This window comes from Exiguobacterium sp. HVEsp1, assembly GCF_002009685.1.
Classification (GTDB): Bacteria; Bacillota; Bacilli; order Exiguobacteriales; family Exiguobacteriaceae; genus Exiguobacterium; species Exiguobacterium profundum.
In genome coordinates this window covers 1,458,635-1,484,469 of the sequence record NZ_KV917367.1, presented here as the reverse complement: position 1 = coordinate 1,484,469, position 25,835 = coordinate 1,458,635, and the positions used below count along the sequence as shown (strand labels likewise).

25 protein-coding genes and 1 other annotated feature are annotated in these 25,835 nt (G+C 43.7%); of the genes, 10 read left to right on the top strand and 15 right to left on the bottom strand.

The annotated features are described in order from the left end of the window. Positions 1-100: 100 nt before the first annotated feature. The 4 genes from BV910_RS07635 to BV910_RS07620 all read right to left on the bottom strand — a co-directional run bounded on the left by BV910_RS07635 (position 101) and on the right by BV910_RS07620 (position 5,310). A complete protein-coding gene (locus tag BV910_RS07635) occupies positions 101-1,534 on the bottom strand; it encodes a glycoside hydrolase family 32 protein (protein WP_078146899.1) in 1,434 nt (477 codons plus the stop codon). A 19-nt stretch (positions 1,535-1,553) separates the two neighbouring features. After that, positions 1,554-2,975 carry a sucrose-specific PTS transporter subunit IIBC gene (locus BV910_RS07630; RefSeq protein WP_078146898.1) on the bottom strand — a complete coding sequence of 474 codons (1,422 nt, stop codon included), beginning with the start codon at positions 2,973-2,975 and terminating at the stop codon, positions 1,554-1,556. A 129-nt stretch (positions 2,976-3,104) separates the two neighbouring features. Beyond that, positions 3,105-4,079, bottom strand: a complete 975-nt coding sequence (locus tag BV910_RS07625) for a LacI family DNA-binding transcriptional regulator (protein ID WP_078146897.1) — start codon at positions 4,077-4,079, stop codon at positions 3,105-3,107. Between the two features lie 136 nt (positions 4,080-4,215). After that, on the bottom strand, positions 4,216-5,310 hold the full coding sequence (locus tag BV910_RS07620) for an FUSC family protein (protein ID WP_078146896.1): 1,095 nt from the start codon (positions 5,308-5,310) through the stop codon (positions 4,216-4,218). A gap of 175 nt (positions 5,311-5,485) precedes the next feature. On the opposite strand from BV910_RS07620, the gene BV910_RS07615 reads away from it, so the two are divergent. Together BV910_RS07615 and BV910_RS07610 are read left to right on the top strand one after the other, a co-directional pair. Beyond that, positions 5,486-6,106 carry an NAD(P)-dependent oxidoreductase gene (locus BV910_RS07615; protein WP_078146895.1) on the top strand — a complete coding sequence of 207 codons (621 nt, stop codon included), beginning with the start codon at positions 5,486-5,488 and terminating at the stop codon, positions 6,104-6,106. Between the two features lie 16 nt (positions 6,107-6,122). Beyond that, on the top strand, positions 6,123-9,509 hold the full coding sequence (locus BV910_RS07610; protein WP_078146894.1) for a dynamin family protein: 3,387 nt from the start codon (positions 6,123-6,125) through the stop codon (positions 9,507-9,509). Between the two features lie 139 nt (positions 9,510-9,648). On the opposite strand, the gene BV910_RS07605 is transcribed toward BV910_RS07610, so the two are convergent. After that, a complete protein-coding gene (locus tag BV910_RS07605; protein ID WP_078146893.1) occupies positions 9,649-10,629 on the bottom strand; it encodes a Gfo/Idh/MocA family protein in 981 nt (326 codons plus the stop codon). A 172-nt stretch (positions 10,630-10,801) separates the two neighbouring features. On the opposite strand from BV910_RS07605, the gene BV910_RS07600 reads away from it, so the two are divergent. Beyond that, positions 10,802-11,521 (top strand): DUF5694 domain-containing protein, encoded by a 720-nt coding sequence (locus BV910_RS07600; protein ID WP_078146892.1) that lies wholly within the window; start codon positions 10,802-10,804, stop codon positions 11,519-11,521. 121 nt (positions 11,522-11,642) lie between these two features. Here the strand turns inward: BV910_RS07600 and BV910_RS07595 are convergent, their stop codons facing one another. The 3 genes from BV910_RS07595 to BV910_RS07585 all read right to left on the bottom strand — a co-directional run bounded on the left by BV910_RS07595 (position 11,643) and on the right by BV910_RS07585 (position 13,457). Next, positions 11,643-12,302 carry a hypothetical protein gene (locus BV910_RS07595; RefSeq protein WP_078146891.1) on the bottom strand — a complete coding sequence of 220 codons (660 nt, stop codon included), beginning with the start codon at positions 12,300-12,302 and terminating at the stop codon, positions 11,643-11,645. 6 nt (positions 12,303-12,308) lie between these two features. Next, a complete protein-coding gene (locus BV910_RS07590; RefSeq protein WP_078146890.1) occupies positions 12,309-12,989 on the bottom strand; it encodes a hypothetical protein in 681 nt (226 codons plus the stop codon). Between the two features lie 99 nt (positions 12,990-13,088). Further along, the gene (locus BV910_RS07585; RefSeq protein WP_078146889.1) at positions 13,089-13,457 is read right to left on the bottom strand and encodes a PH domain-containing protein; all 369 of its coding nucleotides are present in this window, start codon (positions 13,455-13,457) and stop codon (positions 13,089-13,091) included. Between the two features lie 118 nt (positions 13,458-13,575). Here BV910_RS07585 and BV910_RS07580 point away from each other — a divergent pair, with 118 nt between their 5' ends. The 4 genes from BV910_RS07580 (at position 13,576) to BV910_RS07560 (ending at position 16,373) form a co-directional block, all read left to right on the top strand. Then, a complete protein-coding gene (locus BV910_RS07580; RefSeq protein WP_078146888.1) occupies positions 13,576-14,781 on the top strand; it encodes a cation:proton antiporter in 1,206 nt (401 codons plus the stop codon). Positions 14,782-14,880: 99 nt separating this feature from the next. After that, on the top strand, positions 14,881-15,177 hold the full coding sequence (locus BV910_RS07575; RefSeq protein ID WP_078146887.1) for a hypothetical protein: 297 nt from the start codon (positions 14,881-14,883) through the stop codon (positions 15,175-15,177). 25 nt (positions 15,178-15,202) lie between these two features. After that, positions 15,203-15,673 (top strand): helix-turn-helix transcriptional regulator, encoded by a 471-nt coding sequence (locus tag BV910_RS07570; RefSeq protein WP_078146886.1) that lies wholly within the window; start codon positions 15,203-15,205, stop codon positions 15,671-15,673. Between the two features lie 295 nt (positions 15,674-15,968). Beyond that, the gene (locus BV910_RS07560; protein ID WP_078146884.1) at positions 15,969-16,373 is read left to right on the top strand and encodes a nucleoside 2-deoxyribosyltransferase; all 405 of its coding nucleotides are present in this window, start codon (positions 15,969-15,971) and stop codon (positions 16,371-16,373) included. Positions 16,374-16,470: 97 nt separating this feature from the next. Here the strand turns inward: BV910_RS07560 and BV910_RS07555 are convergent, their stop codons facing one another. Further along, entirely contained in the window at positions 16,471-18,123 is a 1,653-nt protein-coding gene (locus tag BV910_RS07555) for a M3 family metallopeptidase (RefSeq protein ID WP_168169844.1), read from the bottom strand. A 102-nt stretch (positions 18,124-18,225) separates the two neighbouring features. Then, positions 18,226-18,479, top strand: a binding site (T-box leader). Positions 18,480-18,546: 67 nt separating this feature from the next. On the opposite strand from BV910_RS07555, the gene BV910_RS07550 reads away from it, so the two are divergent. Next, positions 18,547-19,770, top strand: coding sequence for an MFS transporter (locus BV910_RS07550; protein ID WP_078146882.1), 1,224 nt, complete (start codon positions 18,547-18,549; stop codon positions 19,768-19,770). A gap of 16 nt (positions 19,771-19,786) precedes the next feature. On the opposite strand, the gene BV910_RS07545 is transcribed toward BV910_RS07550, so the two are convergent. Together BV910_RS07545 and BV910_RS07540 are read right to left on the bottom strand one after the other, a co-directional pair. Beyond that, positions 19,787-20,689, bottom strand: coding sequence for an alpha/beta fold hydrolase (locus BV910_RS07545; protein ID WP_078146881.1), 903 nt, complete (start codon positions 20,687-20,689; stop codon positions 19,787-19,789). Then, a complete protein-coding gene (locus BV910_RS07540) occupies positions 20,686-21,042 on the bottom strand; it encodes an NUDIX domain-containing protein (protein WP_078146880.1) in 357 nt (118 codons plus the stop codon). The genes BV910_RS07545 and BV910_RS07540 overlap by 4 nt, the downstream gene beginning before the upstream one ends. 120 nt (positions 21,043-21,162) lie before the next feature. Between BV910_RS07540 and BV910_RS07535 the strand changes: the two genes are divergently transcribed. Further along, on the top strand, positions 21,163-21,864 hold the full coding sequence (locus BV910_RS07535; RefSeq protein WP_078146879.1) for a CPBP family intramembrane glutamic endopeptidase: 702 nt from the start codon (positions 21,163-21,165) through the stop codon (positions 21,862-21,864). A 5-nt stretch (positions 21,865-21,869) separates the two neighbouring features. Here the strand turns inward: BV910_RS07535 and BV910_RS07530 are convergent, their stop codons facing one another. Together BV910_RS07530 and BV910_RS07525 are read right to left on the bottom strand one after the other, a co-directional pair. Next, positions 21,870-22,604: a MerR family transcriptional regulator gene (locus tag BV910_RS07530; RefSeq protein WP_078146878.1), complete on the bottom strand. Its 735-nt coding sequence runs from the start codon at positions 22,602-22,604 to the stop codon at positions 21,870-21,872. Positions 22,605-22,715: 111 nt separating this feature from the next. Further along, positions 22,716-23,261, bottom strand: coding sequence for a Rossmann-fold NAD(P)-binding domain-containing protein (locus BV910_RS07525; RefSeq protein ID WP_078146877.1), 546 nt, complete (start codon positions 23,259-23,261; stop codon positions 22,716-22,718). A 217-nt stretch (positions 23,262-23,478) separates the two neighbouring features. On the opposite strand from BV910_RS07525, the gene BV910_RS07520 reads away from it, so the two are divergent. Next, a complete protein-coding gene (locus tag BV910_RS07520) occupies positions 23,479-24,288 on the top strand; it encodes a diguanylate cyclase domain-containing protein (RefSeq protein ID WP_078146876.1) in 810 nt (269 codons plus the stop codon). A gap of 21 nt (positions 24,289-24,309) precedes the next feature. On the opposite strand, the gene BV910_RS07515 is transcribed toward BV910_RS07520, so the two are convergent. Beyond that, on the bottom strand, positions 24,310-24,867 hold the full coding sequence (locus tag BV910_RS07515; RefSeq protein WP_143404760.1) for a glyoxalase: 558 nt from the start codon (positions 24,865-24,867) through the stop codon (positions 24,310-24,312). 232 nt (positions 24,868-25,099) lie between these two features. Beyond that, positions 25,100-25,738 carry a hypothetical protein gene (locus BV910_RS07510; RefSeq protein ID WP_078146874.1) on the bottom strand — a complete coding sequence of 213 codons (639 nt, stop codon included), beginning with the start codon at positions 25,736-25,738 and terminating at the stop codon, positions 25,100-25,102. Positions 25,739-25,835: the final 97 nt, after the last annotated feature.

The window sequence follows — 25,835 nt, the reverse complement described above, 5'->3', positions numbered from 1 at the left end:
AAGAACAAAACTTCATTTTCGCCTCGTCCAAAAGTGATGATGGTTCTCAAGAACGGCTTGAATCATATAAAAAACGTATCTGTTTTAATCAGATACGTCTCTATATATTAGATGAAGTGTCGAGTACCCACATATTGACGTGACACGAGATTCCGTCTTGCAGCAAGATGCCTGTTCGCTCGTCAGGAAAGAACCGAGTCGTAAACGTCGTTGAACCATCGTTTATTAACACTTCAATCGATGATTGATCGATAATGACGTGCAACTTCGTCAATTCATCTAGTTGGCATTGTCTCACTTCATCCATTTCGGTTTTTAGATGGCGTCTCTTCAACGTGAAACGCTTTGTCTGTTTATTGTAGCTAAGGAACACCTCATCATGAAAATTGAGCGTGAAACAATCGTTTCCCTCATCTATAGGTTTGACCACTAGTTCAATGGTGCCCGATTGAGAATAGGGAATCGTCATCCCGTTCAGCAAACTTCCCTCCCATTTACGTGAGGATCTCATTTCTCTCAACTCTCGCACTGGTGATTGAAGGAGGTTGTGCCCATCCCATCTCAGTTCTCTTGGCATCGTCAACGCATGTACCCATCCATTATGAATCGTAGGATGAAAAGCTTCGATTTCATCACTGATACCCATCCACGCGATTAAGATGCGACGCCCATCTGGCAGTTCATATGATTGAGGGGCATAAAAATCGAATCCATGATCTAGTTCTTTAAATGGGCCAAACGGCTGTTCAAGATTGATTTGATTGTTTGAACTGACAACATACCCAGATTGAAATAGATTGTGAAAAGACAATCCGTTCGGCTCCATCCCTTGGGGCGACATCATTAAAATGTTTTGTTCTCCATAGTCTATAAAATCTGGACATTCCCACATGTATCCCATCTCACCAGCCCCATCAATCTTTGTCTCATCGATGACTTGATCAAGTGACCAATCATATAAATTGTCAGACTTGTAGGAGACGACCGCCCCGCTTCCCGACTCGGTTTGGGCTCCAATTAACATGAGCCAGGCATCATCTTGACGTACGACTTTAGGATCGCGGAAATGGGCCGTATATCCTTTAGGCAAATAGACGAGCGGACCTTGCTTATGAAAGGTCACTCCGTCATCAGAAGTGGCCAGACACTGATACGTTTCTCGTCCATTGCTCGATTTGACGTTTCCTGTATAAAACAAATATAGTTTTTCGTTCCAGACTACGGCACTTCCTGAATAACAGCCATTTTTTTCGTACCATTCAACTGGTGCAAGAGCAGGTGGTTGCAGCTTCCACGTTAATAAATTTGTCGAAGTGGCATGGCCCCAAAATTTCGCCCCATGTGTCGTTTCGAACGGATTCCATTGAAAGAATAAATGGTAGGTACCTTTGAAGAAAACCAGTCCATTAGGATCATTGATTAATCCTGTTGGTGCATCGAGGTGAAACGATTGTCGATATGGATCTTTATCATCAACTCGTTTAACCAACTCTTCCTGTACTGCTTGGCGCATGGTTTGCTCTCTGTCTGTCATGCGAAATCTCCTTTCAGGGTTATGCACTCATTTTCGTCTCTGTCTCAATATCTTTCTTCATTTGGTCTGAATACCCAAACATCCATGTCAATGCAAAGGCGACCGCAATGGCGACGATATTGACGAGAAGGTAAAGCAATACTTGTCCATTCAAGTAAAGAAGCGTCCCCGGAATCACTGTCACAGCCATCCCAGTTGCCTTTAATCCGAATAGAGAAGCTAAGAAACCTCCAGCGGCTCCACCGATTAACCCCATAACAAATGGTTTACCATAGCGAAGGTTAACCCCGAAAATCGCAGGTTCAGTGATCCCAAGAAATGCTGAGAATGATGAAGGAAGAGCTAGTGCTTTCAGTTTCTTCGATTTGGTCTTCAATCCGACTGCTAACGCGGCCCCTCCTTGAGCGGCAACCGAACAAGTGACAATCGCATTGTAAGGATTATATTTGTACTCGGCTAGTAATTGAATTTCCAACATGTTAAAAACGTGATGAACGCCGGTGATGACAATTAATTGGTTCAGCCCTCCAATGATGAGTCCACTAATTCCCAAAGGCCAACTCAATACGGTCGTAGCAGCATCTAAAATGACCTGTTCTACAGAATGGAAGATTGGACCTACTACTAAAAGTGACACGACGATCATAATTAACAGCGTCATGAAAGGTGTGATGATGAGGTCTAACGTTTCAGGAACCCGGGTTCGAATTCGTCGCTCCAATTTTGCTCCTAATATACCAGCTATAAATGCTGGTAAAACCGAACCTTGATATCCGACGACAGGTATCCAATCGAACAACATGATTGCCTCTGCATCGCCACTTGCCACAGCGTATGCGTTAGGCAAGGATGGAGAGACGAGCATCAACCCTAAAACCATACCGATAATCGGGGTGCCACCGAACACTCGGAACGTCGACCAAGCGATTAAAGCTGGTAAAAAGATAAATGCTGTATCAGTAAGAACTTGCGTAAACAGTAGGAAGTTTTGGGGAACAGAATCAGGCGTTACCCCAAACCAAGCGAGAATCTCTTCTTGGAGCAACAATCCTCGTAACCCCATGAACAAACCAGTGGCCACAAGGACAGGAATAATCGGGACAAACACGTCACCAAAAGTACGAATGGCTTGTTGGAAACGACTACTCTTTTGAACGGCTGCGTGTTTCATGTCTGAAGATGAAGAATCATTTAATCCTAATTGTACTATCTCTTCATAGATTCGATTCACAGTCCCTGTTCCTAAAATGACTTGAAATTGTCCTGCATTGTAGAACGCGCCTTTAACTTTTTCAACGTTCTCAACTTTAACTTGATCGACTTGATCGACATCTTTTACCATGAATCGAAGTCGTGTCGCACAATGTGCCACAGACTCCACATTCTCTTGGCCACCAACAGCAACCAAAATCTCTTCTGCGATTGAACGATTAGTTGACATGTAGCTCTCCCCTTTCTGAATTTATGGAATCGATTCCACACAGTATAAAAAAATATGGAATCGATTCCATATCAGTTAAAAAAGATGTAATCGATTTGAAAACGATTACATCAATTAATATAACACCCTCTATTCAATAAGTCTATGAGAAATTACTGTTGTCGAAACGGTCTTCTTTCCTTCAATTTGTGTCAATAACAACTCTGCTGCACTTTTCCCCGCTTCTTCAATCGGGAAATCGATTGTTAACAACGAAGGAATGACATATCTCGAAAGTTCAGATGTACCCATTCCCGCTAAGAGGACTTCCCTAGGAACTTCAATTTGCTTTTGTTTCAAGTACTCGAAAGCCCCTACGGCAAGACGATCGGTAGCAGCAATAACGACATCCGGATGGCCAAGCCCTGCTTCTATGATTGCCTTCATTCCATCTTGACCTGATTTAATATCAAATGTGCCACTCCAATCCCATTCGAGTGGAAGTTGAATGTTCGCTTCTTCCATGGCACTTCGCACGCCTGCTCTTCTCATAATACCAACCGAATAGTCAGAATCGGTTACACCTAAGTAAGCAATTTTTCTATGCCCATTCTCAATCAACTTATTCGTCAATTCTTTGGCGGCCAAAAAATCATCGAACACCACGTTATACATTTCAGGATAAGGCTGTCCGACTACAACGTTTGGAACGTTCGTTTCTTCTAAAACGTTTTGCAATTCATTACTGACATGCGTTGCCGACAGAATGATACCGTCGACGTTTCTACTTTTTAGCAACTTTAAAGACTCTGTTTCTTTTTCAATCGATAAATTCGTATTGACCAATAAGATTTGATACCCTTTGGCCGCGAGGACGTCATCAATTCCTTTTACAAGTCGGCTCGATGTTTCTGTACTTATTTTGGGAAGAACGACACCTACTACTTTTGATTTTTTAGTTCGTAGCGACTTGGCACTTTCACTTGGAACATAACCGGTCTCTTCGATTACTTTCAATACACGGAGACGAGCGGCCTCGCTCACGTAACCAGAGTCATTTAATACGCGAGAAACCGTAGTTCTTGATACCCCAGCTTTTGACGCAATTTCATTTATAGTTGCCATCGTTTTACACCTCATTAATACCGCTGTTCTCTATTAGTTTACTGTTTTTCTAGCATATTTGATATATCCCAACAGTATCTTTTAATCAAATGAAAGGGACCAAATCAACTTCGTGATTTGATCCCTCCGTGTCATGTTATCTGTCTTCAAAGAACCATTTCTTACGTGGTTCCACTTTTAGGTTGTCTCCGTGTTTCTTCATTTCCGTGACAAGATAGCGTTCGAGTTCATTCATTGCCTTGACCCAGTCGGTCATCGTCGCCACGAGCGGCACGACGATGAGAATGAGTTCTTCCTCTTCTTCTCGCATCCTCTCAATCATTAACTTCGCAAAGTCAAAGTTCTCATGGATGAGATCCTCTTCCCGATCGATGAGGTGCTCGTTCTCAAGCTCGTAGGCTGAAAACAGACGCTCATGTCGACGCAACAAGTGACGAATGTGGCGATACAGCTCTTCGCTCAATTGTGGAGGAAGTTGTTCAATCGTATGAAAATCATGATCGAGCTTCTCGATGACATGGAGCGCGGCACGGTTCGTCTCAATCATTTTAGACTTCAGGACAGCTCGACGAAAGATCGGGGTCTTCTTCTCAAGCCATCGATTCGCTTTAATTTCTTCTTCAAAATAGGCGTACGTTTGTTTTGAGTCGCTATGCAACTTCTTCGTCTCAGGTAACGATTCGAATGAGGAGCGCCCACCCTCTGTTTCCGCAAATAACCGTGCGATCCGAACAACCATTTGAAATGTGTCGGTGATTTGTGCTTCGAGTTTCCGCTCGTAGCGAGGTGGGAACAATAGTGCATTCACAATCAATGCGACCGTAATCCCCATCATAATGAGTAGGTAACGTTCGCCCGCAAACACCCACACCGGCATATCCGACTGGCTCGCCCCTTCCATGATGAGAATCGTCGTCAAGATGACGGTCCGTGTCGTCGATTCTAAATTTAAAAAGAGAAGAATGGAGATGGCGATGATGATGACGAATCCGATAGCGATTGGTGTCGGATTCGGAGTGAGTAGCAGAAATAAGACGGAGAGTAATGCTCCAATCAGGTTCCCTTTCATCTCTTCAATTAATCGTAGTCCGGTCTGATAGACAGACGGAAGCAGTGCGAGCGATGCGGCCAGTGCCGGGACGACGATTTGTTGGAATTGAAATGCCTCGGCAATCAGCAAGACGATTGCGACCGATAGTCCGGTCTTAATAGTTCTAGCCCCAAATTTCATGTAGTGGTGCCTTCCTCTCTTACACCTGTCATATGTATTTTTTTCCTTCTTCTTCAATTCTAAAACGTACCATATTCTTTTCAAGTGGAAATGAACCATTTCAGGCAGTTTTGTGAACGCTTCCGTGTTATGATGGCGTTGGATATTTCTTTCATCTTGATGGGGAGGGGTTTACTTGTCAACAATTGCTTTATTCGGCGGAAGTGGCCGTACAGGGGAACGGATACTTGAGCGTTTATTAAATCAAGGACATGACGTCAAACTTTTAACAAGACATTCGATGGATTCTAAGGAGGGTGTCAACCAAATCATCGGAGACGCGACGGACCAAGCAGCAGTACGAGAAACGGTTCAATCTGCAGACGTCGTCATCTCGGCGTTAGGGACGGACAAACAGAACGTATTGTCTACATTCACACCACTCGTGATCGAAGCGATGAAACAATTTAACGTAACACGCATCATCACGGTCGGGACCGCCGGCATCTTACAGGCTCATGATAGCGACAACTATCGCTTTGAAACGAAAGAATCGAAGCGTACGATGACAACCGCAGCCGAAGATCATGCCCGTGCTTATGAGTTATTACGGGATTCAGGTTTAGCCTTCACAATCATATGTCCGACTCAACTGATCGATGAGCAATCGGACGGAGACATCATCATCTCAAAAAAGGTATTAGGCACGAAACAATCAGGTCCAATCTCGAGGAACGATGTCGCCGATTTAGCAATGGATTGTTTAACGAATGATGCATATGTCGGACACCGTGTCGGCATCACGACGGAATCATAATTAGGGGATGGGAAACATGCACGAACAACGAGAACAATTAGCACGACTCGCTTTAACGTTTGAACAAGAGGAGATGACGGACGCTGCACGACTCGCTCGGACAGCCCTACAAAAAGTAACGAATGAAGAAGTCTGGATTGCCGTCTGTGGTCACTTCTCAGCCGGGAAGTCGACATTGCTCAACGACTGGCTAGAGGACGGATTCCTTCCGACAAGTCCGATTCCGACAAGTGCCAATATCGTCACATTACGAGGTGGAGAATCTGCGGCAGCTGTCGCGATCAATGATACGGACTGGATTTCATTAGACCCTTCTTCCCTATCAAACATCAGTGACTATTGCAAAGTCGAGGAAATCAAGGAAGTTGAGTATACGATTGACCGATTCCCATTTGATGAACACGTCGTGTTGATGGATACGCCAGGGATTGACTCAACGGATGGACGACATCGCCAAGCGACGGAGCGCTCGCTCTTCTTGGCCGATCATTTGTTCTTCATGATGGACTACAACCATGTCCAATCGGAACAAAACATCGGACTGATGAAACAATTTAGCCGGGAAGGACGTCCCTACTCCATCATCATTAACCAAATCGACAAGCATGATGAGGATGAGCTTTCCTTTGTGGACTTCAAGGCGTCATTGACGAAAGCATTCCGTCATCATGACATCATACCAAATGACACGTTCTACATCTCACTTCGTGATTTGAAGCATCCACATAACGAAGTAGAGCGCTTGCGGTCGTATGTGCGACAAGTCATCACGGACTCGAGACAGCAGCAAGTCAAGCATGCGGATGCATTGATTCATACGCTAGTCCGCCGCAACGAAACATCGATTCAATCGACGTTGGATCAATTGCCAACTTATGAAAAGAGTCCGAAGGAAATGCAGTCACGTCTACATCGCCTTGAGAAGAAACGGGCATGGTGGACATCATTCCGTCGCGAATTTTTCAAACATCAGGCACCAATCGTCGAAAGTGCACCGATCATGACTTATGAGTTCCGTGAGTTATTACGCTCTTATCTCGAGAGTTGTTCTCCTTCTTTCAAGGTCGGACTATTGTTCTCGAAAGAGAAGACGAAGCAGGAACGAGCTCGTCGTGAGGAAGTGGCCGCCAAAGAGTTCAACCGTCTGATTGATATGAACTTACGACCGCACCTCGTGAAGTACGCGGAAGACATCATCCGAGATTTGAAACTTCCAGAGACCTTGCTACCGAAAGGCGATGTCCTCCCGATTGCACCGAGCTCACTCATCACCGAACAAGTGAAATCCGGCGCATCCCTAAGTGGTGACACGGTGTTACAGTTCAGTCGTGACATCGAGACGGCCCTTGCGTCATGGGTGACGAAAGTATCTGAACCTTGGGTTCATTCGACGGATACGTACATGAAAGCGGAAGTCGACATGCGCTTGGAACAATTTACGACTGAAGAGGAAGCGTTGTATGAAGCGCTCGATACGGAAGCGTTACGGATTCGTCTTTCGAACCGTCTGAATGCTATCGGTCAATATGAAGTGTTGCAACTTGATTCAAATCAGTTAGATCAGTTGGCCGTTCGAAACTATGTCGACGCGACGTACCTTCCTGAAAAACAGTCGAATGTTGTTGAATCAGAGGTTGCATCGACGTCGATTTTAGATGATGATCAGGACTTTTTTGATTTTAATTTTTCTTATGAAAATGCGGTATGTGAAATATTAGAGAATCATCCATTGTTCCGCTCCCGTGTCTCGACATTACGTAAGAAAATCGAGCGCGCGAAGCATGAGCAATATACGTTCGCCATCTTCGGAGCATTTTCGGCTGGAAAGTCCTCGACTCTCAATGCGCTATTCGGTGAGACGGTATTACCGACGTCCCCTAACCCGTTGACGGCATCCATCACAAAGATCGTCCCGCCGAACGGACGGACGAATCGAACGGCATCGATCACCTTCAAATCACACGATGAACTCGAAGAAGAGTTACAAGGTTATGGGACTTCCCTCACCTCGCTCGATGTCGACCACCCGTTCGTCAATGCGGTAAAAGCGGCACCGCTCGATTATCTCGGACAAACGGAAATCGTCGACTATGACACGTTCTGCGCGTTCGTCGCACAAGAAGAGAAAAGCTGTATCGTGAAAGAAATCGAACTATATCTCGACTCCCCTTGGGCACGACGTGGTATCGTCTTCGTCGATACGCCAGGTGCCGATTCACAGTTCAACCGACATAGCGAGGTACAGTTCGGCTACATGCGTGACGCGGACGCCGTCTTGTTCGTCACGTACTATAATCATGCGTTCACGGAAGCGGACCGGGAGCTCGTCATTCAGCTCGGACGGGTCCAAGGGACGGGAGATCACGAGATGTTCTTCCTCGTGAACGCCTCTGATCTTGCGACAGATGACGAGGAGCGGGATGCGGTCACAAGCTATGTCTCACAACAGTTGACCGCGCTCGGTGTTCGGAGACCAAGCGTTCTCCCCATCTCAAGCCGAAACGCCATGCAGGGGGATGACGAAGGATTCGATCGATTCGTCTCAACACTTGAACGCTATGTCGACAAAGACCTTCGTCTCGCCAACGCGATGCGTATACAGGAAGAAACGACAGCGCTACTCGCTGCATTTGATCGTGTTTTGAATGAAGCGAAAGAAGACGCGTCGGCGAAAGAACATCGTCGCCAGCAGTTAATCGCTTTACTCGAGAACCCACCGGCACTCGATGTGTCAGCACTCATCGATTTGTTTGACCGGGAAGCGAAAGAACTCCTCGCCCATCTCGAGACGCGTTCGCTCCTCCGCCTCTCGGACTTCGTCAAGGAAACGTTCCATCCGGTCGAGGTCGATGGGTCAAGGAAGAGCTTGGAGCGTGCCCTCGGACGGACACTCGATAAGTATGCCTATGACATCCAGCAAGAGCTCCAAGTGTTCCAATATCGGTTGGAGCGATACGTTAAACGCGAGTTCGTCGCCTTGGTCGAACGATTGACAGAACGTCAAGCGTCTCTCCTTCCGACGCTTGAATTCGAGCGAGATCTCGACGTGGCATGGCTACGAGAGGCTATCGAACCGATTCATCTCGAGACATCACCCTATCAGTCGGTGTTGAAGCGCTATAAGAATGCGAGTCAATTTTTCGAGGGAGACGGACGGACACAACTGAAAGATGAGTTGACCTCACTGCTTCGCGATATGATTCGGTCGCGTCTTGAAACGATTCACTCGAAACAAGTCGAGCGGGCCAACGAAGAAATCAAGAAATCCGAAATCGAGATTGAACGAGAATGGTCGACTCAAGTGACGGAAATCGCAGATGCAGAGCTCAGCATGTTGACGGACAACCATTCCTTTGATGAGATGCATGAACGTCTCGAGTCGCTCAGAAAGGAAACCGTATGAGTACGTTACTACTAATCGGACTCATTCCCGCTGTCGTTATGACGATTGTCTTGGGACTCTTCCTGAGATATCTCTATTTGAACAATGAATAACATGAACGGTCCTTGATGTTCACATGACATCAAGGACCGTTTTGTACTTATTTGTCCGCCGGATAGACCACGCCAAGCTGTGTTCGAACGTTCGTCATCACATCAGCAAGACGAACCATGTCTGTTGCTGAATGCGCAACTGTCTCTAAATTCCTAGCTTCGATTGCTCGCACAAACGTTTCGATTTCATAGGACATCGGAGCATTCTGTGATTCTGATACGATTTCTGACGTGCCCTCCCGTAACTCTAGACGGACTTCATCGCACGTCGCGATATCATTGATGACGATACGCCCTTTTTCTCCGATGATCTCAGAAGGCGTCGATGTCGCATGGATCTTCGAGTGCATGACAATCACATCAAGGTCATCATAGGAGAGAATGACCGTTCCGCTCCCGTCCACTCCCGATTCTAACGTAACCCCGCTCGCCTGGACTTCATTCGGCTGACCGAACAGTTTTAAGGCAGGTCCGAGGAGATAGACACCGAGGTCCATCAACGAGCCGTTCGAAAACTCAGGATTGAACGTGTTTGGATTTTCCCCGTTCTTGTACAGGTCGTATCGTGAAGAATACTGTGATTTATTGAAAACGGCCCGACGCACCGGAGCAATTCGCTCCATCGCCTGTTGAACCCGTTCAAGGTTCGGCATGAACAGATTTCGTAGTGCTTCAAGTAAGACGACCTCGTTCTCCTTCGCGACTTCAATCATACGAGTGACTTCCTGGACGTTCGAGGCGAGCGGTTTTTCACAGAGGACGTGTTTGCCATGCTGCATGAACAAGATGCTCTGTTCGGCGTGAAGTGAATTCGGGCTCGCAATATAGACGGCATCGATGACATCACTCTGCGCCATCTCTTCAAGTGACGTAAACGTATGTAAGATGGAGTGACTCGCTGCATATTCGTTAGCACGTGATTCTGTGCGCGAATAAAGTGCTGTCACTTCTACGTCATCCAACTGATTGATTGTGTCAATAAACCAGTATGTGATGAAGTTTGTACCAATAATGCCAAAACGGATCATGTGAATTCCTCATTTCTATGTATATTTCTATCAAGTTTATTAACTAGGGTGAACTCGAAGGTCCATGAGAAATATTGACTTAGTTCTTTTGAAATCAAGTAACAAAATATGAAACCTAGAAGAAGTATAAGCGTAGTTAATACTATACATCAAATTGATTAGGAGAATTGCTATGAATAAAACAGATATATTGCTCGTTGGCACAACGCATCTAAACATGCCAAACAATGGTGATTTATTTATGCCGGACATACCAGATGTGTTAAGTGAAAAACGTCAGTTAGAAATTAAACAATTCGTAAATCAATTAAGAAGATTTGAACCTACTAAAGTATGTATAGAAGTTAATACTTCAAAAAAAGGATATATAAATGAGCAGTTTCAACGTATCATTAAGCAGCCGGAATTAGCAACCGCTAACGAACGCGAACAAATTGCATTCCGACTTGCACACCACTCTCATCTAGATTGCGTACATCCAATCGATTGGAATGAGGATGAGGGATTCAGTTTAGAAACCATTGTTCAAGACAAGAATCGAGAAATGGAGCAAATATTATCATCCCAACAAGATGTCATCAATCATATCGAAACAATATTTAAGAATCGTACGATTTCTGACTATTATAAAGAAATCAACCACCCTACAATTTCATTATCTATGCATCGCGCCTATATAGAGATTGCATCTCTTGAAGTGTCTGGCACTAGGTGGGTATCACACTACTGGTATTTTCGTAACTTAATGATTTTTAAGGAATTAATGGCACTAAGGGAATCAAATGATCGCATCTTTGTACTTTATGGTTTAGGACATATTCATCTGTTAAAGCAATTCTTGGGTGAGAGCGGATTATTTTCTGTTCATGACTTAAACACTTATTTAATATGACTTCGGTATGTGAAATAACATAAGTAGCTTTTTTTGCCTTTAATTTTGTGACTAAATCCACTGACTCTCAATACGATAAAGAATTCAATTGATTTCTCATTTAATCTACTTTATATCTTCGTTAACTTTTGAATAGTTCGGCACGCTTTCTATCCTCGAATGGCCAGCGATACACCTGCTCGTCTTTCATAACATAGGCAACACCGTCTTCTATCATCAACGACGAACAACCAAGGAGATGACGTGGCATCGGATAGGAGTCAATCCGTCCGTTCATTTGGACATGGACGAGACGACCGTCTATTGAAGAGATGACCCACACCCCCTTCTCTGATGCACACATCACGTCACAATCATGAAGGACCGGGGCCTTTCTGATCTCTTGATTATAGCGAAAACGTACGGTTCCCTCTGTTGAGAAGCAGACGAGTGCTTCGGACGAGAGCCCTTCTCCAAAGATACCCTCGTCCCCGTACCCGATCCAGATTCCCGTTTCATTTATAACGACTACTGCAATCGCGTTACCTGCGTGAAATGAATGTTTGATGTCTCCGTATGCATCTAACACCCACGCATTGATCGGTTCTCCTTCTAACGTAAACGCCCAGATGAACAAGTGATTCTCGTCAATGATTCGAATACCTGCCACATATTCATGCCGTTTGAAGTCTATGTTCAACCCATTCCAATGGATGTAGAATTGATGATTGGTCTTGACCAAACGAGCGGAACCCATCGGCTTCCGCGTATCGGAATCAACCACCTCTATTTCATCGTTCATACACAATCACCCCTTACCGTCTTCGAATCGCTTAAACTCCAACGCTGCTCGAAATTGTCTAGATTCTTCATCACTCACCACTTCATCTATATATCTCGATTTCCAATAAGGCGAAAGGTCCAACTCTTCCACTCCGATTCGCTTGAACCAATCCAACACCGTCTCATTCGATTGATGTCTTAATGCAATCGGCAAGTCCAGATTGAACTGGATGAGCGCATTCCGAACCGCATTATCGGTCCATTGAACCTCTTTGGATTCCACAAATCCATTTGCTTTAGCCTTACGCCCTTTTCGTTTTACGGTGCCACTCGAGAAATCAATAGTCGAGACGACACGCTTTCTTTTCCGTAGCATGCTGAGCGTCAAAATCAGGAGAACAATCAAACCCCCAATAAGGAACCATAACCAGTATGAATTTCCCGACTCGGTTACTGTCCCTCCTGTTTCGAACGTATAGTCTAAAAAGTCATTCTTCAAGAATTGAAAACCCTCATCATCTTTCAGACGAAACTTCCCTCCATATTCACCTCTGCTGGCTCCGTCCTCTCCAGAAAAAAGAAGCACGATTCCACCTTTTGTCGGGTCGTGAAACCATTCCCAAAACAGTCGGACCAGATAGATAGATCCAGTCACCAACATCAAACTACTTAACATGACCATCAATAATCGGATTGAAAATCGCATCGTAACCTCCGTCACACATTATGTATGATCGTATCATGTATGATAAGAGATTGTCAGAAAAATCCAAACGAAAAGACCGAGAACTCTCGGTCCACTGCTTTACAAAATTGCTTCTGCGAGTAATCTGTCGAACTTACGCACATCCACTTTTTTATTTAGATTGATTTTGATCGTTCCGGCTCGAGTGAACAGTTGAACTTCTGAGTTCAAGTCGAACATTCTTCCCGCATTCTCCGTCGAGTACATATTGATTGAGTCGTACGGAAGCGAGTACACCTCTATCTTCTTCCCCGTGAGCCCTTGCGCATCACGGACAATGAGACGTTTGTTCGTGAAGACGGCGATGTCACGGACAGTCTTGTAGGCAGCGACGGCCCGCTCCCCATCGATGAATGACTCCGTGATATCAATCGGCACCTCACACTCTGAATAAAACGTCCACGACAAATCACCAATCGGGTTTCCCATATCGATTCCTCCCTCTATGAAATGAATGTACTATCCCTATATTCCACAATTCTCGTTTGATTAGACCTTGAATGGGAAGATAGTGTATAGCAACTTGATTGTAGAGGAGGACGTCGTCATGATCGCTCAACAAATCATCACATTGCTACTGATTGGCTATCTCATTTATTTGATTGATTCCAAACGAAATTACTTCCCTGTCCCGGTCATCTTGGTCTTGATTGGGATTGGTCTCTCATACATCGCCTTTTTTGATTCGGTATTCATTTCAAAAGATATAATCTTCGAAGTGTTCCTACCAGCACTTCTGTTTACATCGGCTTATCAGTTCAAATACAAAGATTTGAAAGACAATATCGGGATCATCACGATATTGAGTACGATTGGTCTTGTCTTGACCGCCATCCTGATGGGGTATGGCACGTTTTGGATCAGCGAGCTCTTCACCCCGCTCAGCCTGACCGCCTCTTTCTTATTGGCGTCCATATTGATTCCGACCGATCCCGTTTCCGTGACAGCCATTTTAAAGCGGAGTAAAGGGGAAAAACGGATTGCGGATGTTGTCGAAGGTGAATCGATGGTGAACGATGGGACGAGTGTCGTCATCTTCACGATCTTCCTCAGTATGTTCGCGACAGGAGAACAGTTCTCCACGCTCAACTTTTTAACTGAATTTTTAATTGTGTCAGCCGGAGGAATCGGCATCGGCTTCATTTTTGGATTATTACTTAAAAAATTGATGATTGTCAGCTTTAAAAAGCATGAGCTCGTCATGTTGACGATCGTCATCGCATACGGGGCATTTTATCTCGCCGACGCGCTAGAAGTATCGGGGGTCCTTGCGACCGTCACAGCCGGAATGATGCTTTCTCATGAGCTCGGCATGAAAGAGGACTACGAATCGGTCCAGCGTCACTTGAATGGATTTTGGGACATCGTCATTCCGATATTGCTCGCTCTCCTGTTCTTATTGATTGGAATCGAGGCGACCAGCTATTTGTCTGTATCGCTCTGGACGTTCGCTGTTCTTTTATTCTTGCTTTCGCTTCTGACCCGGTTCATCGTCGTCGGCGGTCTCGTTTATACTGTTCCTGTATGGCGTAGAGAATTTAAAGACGATTTAACGGCGACTTCATTACTCACGTGGTCAGGAATTAAAGGAACGATGTCGATCGCCCTCGTCCTCTGGCTAGAGGCAGAGAACATTAACGGCTCGAGCGAAATGATATCTCTCGCGTTTGCCGTCATTTTACTCTCTCTGATCTTACAAAGCATCGGTGTCTACCCATTAACGACCTATTTAACGAATAAACATGACGAGTGACGAGACCCTTTCTTAGAGAAGGGTTTTTTTACATTCTGAAATTGACATCGCCCACTTTTAGTGTAAAATTACACTTGTAATATACTAGGAGGTGATTCGTTGGAAAACACTTCAACACCATCCGCTGCCATCTCTACGGGGATTGTGACCGTCCTGCTTGCACTCATCGCTTCGTTTCTGACTCCATCGTTCTTGAAGGTTGGCATCATCTGGGATATTGTTGCGTTCTTAGTCATCGGGATTTCGACATTCAGTTTTACATACCATTATTATCAATCAAAACAATTGACCTACTGGCAATACATTTGCTGTTATATCATCGTCTGCCTGCTCTTATTTATCGTGTTTCTCGGAATCTCGTGGATCTTGATTTTCATAAGTTCAGCGACGCTGTAAGTCAGACAAACAAGAAGGAGCACTTATGCAAAAATCCGAATTTATTGGACAAGTCTCTCGAAAAATGAAATTGATTCGCATCGAATCCCAGTATTCACAGGAAGAGATGGCGAACTTACTTGGGATTTCAAAAAAAACACTCATCCAAATCGAGAAGGAGAGAAATGAAGCAAGCTGGTCGACGATTGTGACGCTATGCGCCTTGTTTAACGAAAGTGAGATTCTCATACACTTGATTGGTGACGACCCCGTCGAATTCGTCAAACTGATTGCGACCGAGAACACTTATGGGCCGAAAGAAAAAACACTCGGCGGACGCGTCTTTTGGCATGCAATCGAGTCAGGTCCACATTACACCCTTCAACAAAATATCATCAGCGGACATTATCGGATCATCGATCTCAACCATGTGAGGTGGTACAGCACGTTTGATGCAGAGGATGCCGAACAGGTAAGGTCGAAGTTGGAACATCAACGAGAGGGATTAAATGACTAAAAAACGTAAAGATTTAATGATAGCTTTAATCCTCATCATCTTCACAATCACTTATTTTCGGTACGTTCCAAGCGTGACAAGTGGCACGATTGGATTCATCGGCACAATCATTTTACTCGTCCTCTCGTCGATTTTTACCACACGCTTGATTCAATCATACGTTTCACTTTCTTTGATGAAATTCGTCCTAATTAGCGTGATTTCTTTCTTTGTACTTTGCTGCTTGTTGATCATTTTATTTTATGTTGTGCCTCTTTACCAGATGAATCATCTATAACGAATTGGAGGTTTTCACATGCGATTTTATGTCGGTTCAAACTTTTCAAATATCGAAGAAGTACGGTTCATGCGTAATGAGCTGATTGCGCTCGGTCACACCCATACATATGATTGGACTCAAAACGAACGCGCCACATCGATTGATGCATTACGCTCGATTGGCGAAGAAGAGGTTTCTGGAATTCAATCAGCGGACTTTGTCGTCATCCTATTGCCTGGAGGTAAAGGCGCACATGTTGAACTCGGGATTGCTATCGGGACGAATAAACACGTTTTCCTATACGATTTGGGGGATCAGATGATGAATATGGAGGAGACGAGCACGTTTTATCATGTGAATGCGGTACAACGCTTGGAGGGACCGTTCAACGCCCTCCCCTACCAAATTCAAGATCGATTGAAGCTCTCTAATCACGTTTGAGCTGATGCCCTTTGTTCTCACGGAATCGAGCCGGGTTGTAGCCTACCCATTCCGTGAAATGCTTGTTGAGTTAATCTATATTTAATAGGTACTTAGATTAATCAATTCTACCAAATTGCATCGCCAAATGTTGAATTTCAGCATTTAAGAAATCAGTCAACTCGACTAATTCTTCCTCAGATGGAAACAAGGATACGCCTGCTACTCGATAAGTATCAGGAATCGAAGCAGTACCACCTAAAGCTAATGCATTCTTATATTTGTTCAGAGTGTCCACTGGATGTTGCCTATACTGCATATACATGCGAAGTGCAGCAATCTGAGCAAGCGCATATTCTATGTAATAGAAAGGTGTTTCAAAAAGATGAATCACGCGCAGCCACTCTTTTCCTTTCAAATCACTCACATCGCTCCAATCAATCAAATCAGTCTCATATTGATCGACTAAGCGTTTAAATATTTCATCAAATGTGTCCACGTTCTTTTCTGAATCATATAGATTATGTTGAAATTGGTCCACGATGAAAACACTTGGTAAAAATTCGATGATTAATCGAAACTGTTCTAGTTTAGCTTGAATGAAAGCTCGTTCATCTGAAAAGATTTTTGTCCATTGGTCCATCGAAAATAGCTCTAGTGACATGGCTGCGAATTCACCGACTTCAAACGAAATGGTCTGCGCTTCGAAAAATAGGTGTTGCTGTGAGAGATCATGGTGGATGGCGTGACCCATTTCATGTATTAACACAATGTAGTCATCAAATCCACCGAATCGGTTCATAAAAATGAAAGATGACCTTGAGTCGGGTAAAGATTCACAAAATCCACCTCCCGCTTTATTCGGTCGAGGCGTTAAATCGAGATGGCCCTTCGCACAGATGTCCCTAAAAAGCTTTTCAAAGTAGGGATCGATTTCATTCAAGATTCGTTCCGTTCCACTGATTAAGTCATGGAACGAAACGGATAAATCGTGATGATTCGAAAAGGGAGAAATGAATGAATCCCATGGCGAAAGTTTCGATTTCTTCAATTCCTTTGTCTGTAGTTGCTGGAACGAGCGGCGAAGTTGCTCAAAATGTTTACTCACTTGATTCGCAAATCGTATACAATCCTCGGCATCATAATCTAGACGACCTAGCTTCATAAAGGCTAGTTCACGATAACTCTTAGCGTTTAATCGTTGTGCCTGATGTTCCCGATTTTGAATAAGACTTCTCAAGCATTCAGTGATGTCAGCTTCTGTTGAGACATACGCTTTATAAATGAGCGTAAAAGCCTGTTTTCGGATGGATTCGTCAGCATCGTATAGGTCTCCATGAAGTCCCGCAATCGACTTAGAATGATCTGTCGGGTCAGTCAATTGACCGATTATTTGCAAATATCTCTGTATGAGTTGATCCTCTTCAATCAATAAATCAACATTCTTTTCATGATAAAGATTCATCCGATTTCGCATGAGGCGAGTGACATGATGCTCATCCTCTATAGACTGTAAGGTAATTCGTGAAACATGTCTTTTCAGCTCATTGAGTGCAGGTTTAATCACGGTTTGAACATGATGTTGTCTTTGATTTGCTTCTTCACAATCGCTGTGTCGCTGTACGTCAATGTAACTCTTTGTGACGTATTCATCATATCTCCCGATCAATATCGAATGTTTCGATATGAAGCCATCTAACTGATTGGAATCAATTTTATGAAAAGTCGCAAGTACTTGGTTCGTCTCTTTTATTTCTTTAAAGTTGATCAACACTGCACCTCGATTCTTAGTTAACTTTCCTATATTATGGTTATAACCGAAATTATTGTTTCCAATATTTTCACAATATGCTATTCTTACAAAAATGATCTGACAAACGCGATGAAGAGAAGAGTACATCCATGAATCTTTCTTAGAGAACCCCGTCCGGTGAAAAAGGGTAAAGAGGATGGATCGAAACAAGACTCCGAGCAGCGCTATGGAACTCTTCTCGAGGGATATGGCGACGGGCACTCCCGTTATAGAGTTGAGGTATAGTCCGACTCGTTCGGCAGTACCGAACAAGGTTCGTACGGTGACGTGCGGACGAACAGGGGTGGCACCACGATAAGAATCTCGTCCCCAAGACTTCGTTCTTGGGGGTGGGATTTTTTTGCGTTCCGAAAGTGATCAAAAATAGAAGGAGTGATTGACTTGAACTCGTTTCGAAAAACCTCTACGCTGCTGCTCGTCAGTGTCGGAATCTCAAATCTCGGTGCCTGGGTATACTTTATTGCGCTCAATTTGATTGTCCTCGAGATGACGAAATCTCCATTCGCCGTCTCGATTCTCTATGTACTAGTCCCGCTCGCTTCAATCACAGCGAACCTATGGTCAGGTAGTCTGATTGACCGGGTCGATACGAGACGACTGATGATGTTGCTGGATGTCCTGCGCGCATGTCTCGTATTCAGCTTAGGTTGGATCGAATCTTTGTGGATCATCTACGGGATCGTCTTCATCCTAAATATTTTGAGTTCATTGTTCGAATCATCGAGCCTGGTCTACATGACGCAACTCGTACCTGCCTCGAACCGACAAAAGTTCAATGCGATGAAAAACTTTGTGCAGTCATCCGGTTTCATTTTAGGTCCGACGATTGCGGGACTACTCTTTCTAGTCGGGAGCCCAACATTTGCGATTTTCGTGAATGCGTTCGCACTCATCGTCTCGGTCGGTATGTTGTCGCGCCTTCCATCTCATCATCGAACAGAAGCGTCAATTGAACCATTCTCTGTAAGAATAATTATCGAGGATTGGAAAATGGTCGTACGATTTGCATCAAATGCCAAATATGTGACGCTCATTTATGGCTTATTCTGCGTCATGACCATTTTCATGTCTGGACTTGACTCGTTGGAAGCGTCATTCGCGACCCAAGTCCTTCACTTGTCTGAGAGCCGATACGGGTTTCTCGTCAGTATCGCTGGGATTGGGATTATCTTTGGATCACTCATCAATTCAAGATGGAGTCACCGCTTGTCCTTATCGTTTTGTATTGGATTCGGGGCGATCATGACACCAGTCGGCTATCTTCTTTTCGCAAGTTCATCGTCATTCATGATGGCCTCGGTTGGATTTTTTGTCCTGACATTTGCGCTTGCCTTTGCAAATACAGGATTCTTATCATTCTATCAACACCATGTCCCGGTCGAAATCATGGGTAGGTTCTCTGGCGCTATCAATGTGGCAGAGTCGCTACTCGTCATCCTACTCACATTTGGGATTGGACTTCTTGCCGACATGGTTGGGATTCGTTCAGTCTATCTCGCATTCTCGATTATCTTCTTCCTTGTTGGTTGTTACACCATACATGTCATGCGCGACCGTTCGAAACGGGAGTATTTCTCTCACAATCAAATCAAAGAAGTTTCTTAAGTCATGAGCCGGTCGTTTATATGCGACCGGCTTGTTCGATTCGATGAATCGCTTCGATGATTGTGTCTGGTCGTTGTAAATGAATTTGGTGTCCTGCCTTTTCTGCGATGATGAGTTCCGATTGATTTGATAATCTCAACTGTTTATGGATCAGATCATGCCATGTCTCTTCTAGCAAGCGAATTTCAGCCTCAGGTAACCCTCCATTTATCCCTTCTTCAATCATCGCTTCAGAATCTCGACCGATGACAATTAACGGGATTGATGAAAAGGTACCCATTTGTTTGATGATTGAGGCATCGTCATGCCAAAACGACTCTTCTTCCAACATCGTTTTATACAACTGAGGAGATTGATAAAAACGCTTGAGACGTGCGAGTACATCTGATGATAAGCCTTGTTGTTCGAGTGAAAGTTCTGGCTGATGGAGTCGCTCTAATTCTTCTTTCGATAGATTTGAATAAGAACGACACATCGTCCGCCAATCTTCATCTGAATACTGACCATCCATTATAGGCGTTTCTAACTCATCTAATATTGAAAGGTTATGGGAAGTGGAATCAACGAGTACGACTCCTACTACTCTATCCAAAATAAGTTTGGCCATGTGTTGCGCGCACAGACCTCCGTAAGAATGACCGACTAATATGATTGGTTGTTTTAGCTGAAGGGCATCCAACAATTCTGTACATTCAAGAAGATGAGATGACGTTCGACTCGAGCGCATATTTATCTCGCTCTCACCATAACCTGAGCGATGATAAAGCAATACTTGATACGACTCGCTTAATTGTTCAGAAAGAGAAACCCACTCTTCGAATGAACCTCCCATTCCTGTCATCACCACGATGAGGCGTTCCCCGGAACCGAATAATCGATATTCCATGTGATATCCATTGACTTCAATCACTCTATTCATACACTCCACCGTTTAATCAGCTCAAGATCCTCTGGAAATGCAAGTTCCAATCGCTCCAATTCATGAATCGACCACCAATTGACTTTATCGATGTCCGAGTCGATAGTTGCGGTCGCCAACCGCTCCTTACACGTTGCCAAAAAATAGTGCGTTTCGACTTGATAACTTGAGATGATGGCTCGTTTGATATGTAATCTTTGATTAATCGAAATGCGATAGCCCGTTTCTTCGAACACTTCACGCTGGCAACATTGTTCCGGCGTTTCTCCTTCTTCTAGACCGCCTGATGGTAAACTCCATTGTTGTACGTCACGATTCTTTACGAACAAGACTTTTTTTCTTCGTTGATGCATAAAGCAGCTGATCCAATCCACTGTTCCATAGTCTTATTACTCCTTTTTCAATTTTCTGCTTGCAGGTGACGTTACGTCACCCGATATGATGGGTCTACAACTACATAAGGAGGAAATACGATGTTGAATCAAATGCAAAAGAAAACAACTCCCATTTGGACATGGAATCAGTTCGCAATTACGATGGTTCTTCTATTCGGAGTGACGCCCCTACTTATCGAGCGACAATTACACAACTTTCTAGAACAGTCATGGGGAAACACCCTCTATTCAGGAACAAGTATCGGCCTGTTATTAGCCATAATATTTATGACTGTCCTCTATCTCGTCGCAATACGTCCTCAAACCCTATCGCTGGAAACGTTAGGACTTCGCCGTTTTCCATTGAAAGATTCGGGCATCATCTTTCTATGGACAATTGTGCTAATTGTACTCAGTATTATCATCGTCATAGTCCAATCATATTTCGGTATCGGTACGTCGAATACAATAACAGAGAGTTTACAAAGTGACTTGTCGATTGTCTCCATACTGATTGCGTTTGGATCGGCGGCTATCGTTTCACCGATCTATGAAGAAATCTTTTATCGTGGGTTCTTGTACCGCTTCTTTCAAGAACGGTTTGGGGTTGGGATCGGGATGATCGTAAGTGCTGGAATATTCACTCTCGCTCATTTACCGACGACAAACACGTTACTCGTCAATTTTGTATCGGGACTAGTGTTCGCTTGGGTATATGAACGGACTAACTCTATCTATTCCAGCATGCTCATCCATGGCACCTTTAATGGGCTAGCCGTTCTATTGACTGCATTGGCATGAGGGAATCAGTCTGCTATTTCTTGATATAGTGAATCAATGTAGGCAAGAATCGATGCATCGATTGGATACAGTCCTAATTCATTCGATGCGTCAGTTGATTTTCGAATCTTCCAAAATGATTCAATCAATTGTTGATTGTCTCCAAATGTCTCGTCTGTTAACCAAGTCAAATCTTCTTTAAGAATTTGGGCTTCTTTTGAGGAAGGGGCGACCCCACGTTCGATTAGAATTTCGGTTCTCCGAATCAAGTTGATCCACTTTTTCGTATCATGCTCACCGTCTTCTAATTTAGGTAAACTTGATTGCAATGAATCAGACTCTTCTTCCGTAAAATAGTCCGTCCATTGTTTCCGGTCATTTGATTTAGCTTGAATAGTTTGCAGTTTCATCCAATCGATTTTTTCATTTTCAAGCTTCATGGATTGAAGGAGTGTGACAGTATGGTTTCTTGCCTGCTTCAATTCCTCTATCTTTTCTTCTAACGAGGACAGATGAGCGGACAAGATGCTTGTAAGGGATTCTTCATCTAAGATTCTCCGAATCTCATCGAGCGGGACGGTCATCGATTTTAAAAGCATGATTTTTTGAAGTCGAAACATTTCGTCATCACTATAAAATCGTTTCTGCACATCGTTCGTATACGAGGGGGTGACCAAATTGATTTGGTCATAGTATCGAAGCGTACGCACAGACACGTTCAGTTTTCTCGCGACCTCTCCCGTTGAATAGTGTATGGTCAATTTTTGACCCTCCTAACTACATATGACGTGTATGTATGAATATCTTTTGAACTGATGAATCCCTTCATCCTAATCTGAAAATGAAATTCGTGGTACATCCCCATCCATTCACTAATCATTTCTCGAGTGAACATTTACGTCATCCTTTCGTGTCCCAATCAATCGATAGTCGTCTTGATTCTGAATGGCATCGAGAACCCCTTCTACAATCTCGTCGTGTGTCAACCAACGGACAGATGCCATCTCATGAATTTCACCTAATTGAACTTGTCGATACGTTTGTTGTTCATTGAAACATAGACACCTCTTCTCATATTCCGAATTCGCCCGGCTACCTAAAATATGTATCACCTCTGCAGTCTCCGAATGTTCCAAAATGATTTGTATCGCTTTCCCTGAGCCGCGATGCACCCAGACGATAACTCGATCAAACGGATCGTTTTGTTGAACTGCATGCTGCAGTGCGCTTGAAAGTGCTTCTTCCTCGCGATAATCAACAATCAGTGGATGACACGTTTCAGGATTTCGTTGTACGATGCTTGCCATTTTTTCTTTATCTCGTCCAATGACTGTGACATCCTGTTCAATTGCTAAATAAGATGTAGGTTCGGCCAACATCCCTGTCCCTCCGACAATCAACATATGTTTTAGATTCATACCACCACCTCATTTTCCATTATACACCAATCATTCATTCTTCTTTTCCTATAGATGTGTTCGGAAATATTCACGTCTTTTCAAAAATAAACCTTTCATAATCGAGTGAATCACTTATAATGAATCAAGTGTTCAAATCGGTTTGAACAATCACTATTTTGGAAAATGGATAATAATGTAACGATTTCAATTTATTTCTTTTAAGAGGAGGATACCTATGAGACATTGGACAACGAGTTCACTACAACTGATTGCACTCATCGTTGTATCGTTGGCATGTTGTATTCTATTTTCCTCTCTGCTGATTATGAATCATCTACCTGTTTGGTGGATGATCTGTATTCCGATTCTTTATCTTTCAACGTTGCTCATTCATCGCGGGTCTGGTGTACTCATTCTGTTAGGATTCGCTGCTTACTTTTTAATCACGATGCCTGTGTATGAGACTGCCGCTACTGCGCAACTATATATTTTATTACTATTAGCGATTTTGACGGGGTTGTCTTACTGGCTCCAAGTCAAGCTGTTTCATGCCCAGTTTGCACTAAAGGTTGCGGAAGCGAGAGTCAGTCAGTTGATTGCGGTCGACCCAGAGACCGGTTTTGATAACCGTGATCGTTTTTTGATGGATATAGAGGCTGAACGAAATCGGTTGATTCGCCACGGGGAAACGTTCGTGGTGTCATTCATCACACTGCCCATTCTCGATCATTTTGAAAAACAGTATGGTTCATCCGAATATGAATGGTTCTTATACTATTTTAGTGACGAACTTCACGAAGCGACTCGACGAACGGACAAGAAGTATCGGGTTGCGCAAGACACATTCGCCATGATTTTTCCTCAAACGTCAATCGAAAATGCACAAATTGTACATGAACGAATCAGACCACTACTCCTAGAGTATTCACGTCAGAACGGTGATTCGCTCACTGTTGAATGCTCAGACCAATCGTTTGAGGTGAACTTGGAGAACGCAGTAATACGATTAAAAGAAATTCATCGGTATGTCGAATCTAAAGACTAAAAAATGAGTTCAATTGTGAACTCATTTTTTGATGGAGTGAATATGAATCTCGTGTTTCTCATCCATTTCGACGATGTATCGTTGATCAAGTACCATCTGAATTGGACTCGGAATCGACAGTTTTGGTGAAAACAGCCACACACGACCTGGAGGAACTAATAAAATGTATGTCTCGCTATTCGGTGCGCCTAAAAAGTTCAGATGACGCTCATCGATTTGGTTACCGTCTCGGCGGTGGATCTCGATGTTTGAAAGTTCTTGTGCGACATGTAGCGGATCTTCCACAGTCCAACTCATCTCGCCAATTCCAAGAAATTCATTCAACGAAAAGGACTCGATGTTACTTTCTGGATTAATCGAATGTCGAGCAATCAACTCGACGACATTCTCGTCCGTATCGTAAACATAAAGCGATGATGCATCGATTCCTTCAAAATAGATTTCGTCCTCCCCGTCTTCAGTTAAAAGCGGGACACGTGACATCAGCCATTCTTTCGCTTCTTTGAATCGATTAGCCGGAATATTGATAGCGAAATGGTATTGTCGCTCTTGCTCCGTTTTAGCCTCTTGAAATACCAACGCATCTTCACCTAGATTGATTCGAAAACTGGTCAGGCCTTCTTCACTGACTGATAATCCAACTCGTTCCGTATAGAAACGTTTCATTTCGTCAAGTCGGTTCGTGTAGAGTGTAACTTCTGTGATTCTTATAAAAGCCTCCTTATATTTTCAAATTATTGTTTAAAATACAGTATGCGAAATAAAAAATCGCTATATATAATTCATTTTTATTTAAGGATGTCACAGTTTATTAGACGAATATTGTAACCCTTGAATCAGTCTCTAACACTCGCGTCCTCGTATCATTTTTCGATAGAAACACCTCTTCCCCCTTTTCATCAAAGCAGTATGCGATCGGAAGCGAGATTCCACAATTTCGATACGATCCATCTGCGTGACTCGTTCCGATAATCATCGCTTTACGTTCCATCGCAATCTTTCTCGCTTCTTCCGTCCACTCCATGAATTGTTCCTCACTAAACATCCCGACTCCGATTGGATTAAATATGATCGACAGATGCTCATGCGTTTTCAAGCCTTCACACCCCATAAAAATCTCCCAGCAAAGTAAATAACCGTATTCTTCCGCTCCATCCGTGACACTTGATTGCATGAACAAGAGCTCATTCTCTGGTGTTTTCCGTCGCGTTAACAACGTGTCACCTTGCTTGTTTATGATGAGGACCCGATCTTTATTCGTGTCATCTCGATACCCTAAAACAATCGATGTGTTGAATTGGATAGCTAAGTCACTTAGCCCATCTAATTCTGTATATGTACAATATCCCTCTGGATAGAGAATCAAGTCCACCGTCGGGTTCGACTCAATCTCTCGCTTCAGTTGCTCGAGATTTCGCTCTATCTTCGGTTGCCCAATCAATATATTCATGACTATTCGCCCCCTCTCATGATTTGTCTAGTTGGTAAATCCATTCATATGTAAGTGAGGTTGTCGACCAAACCCCACGATAAAGCAAGAATTTGAT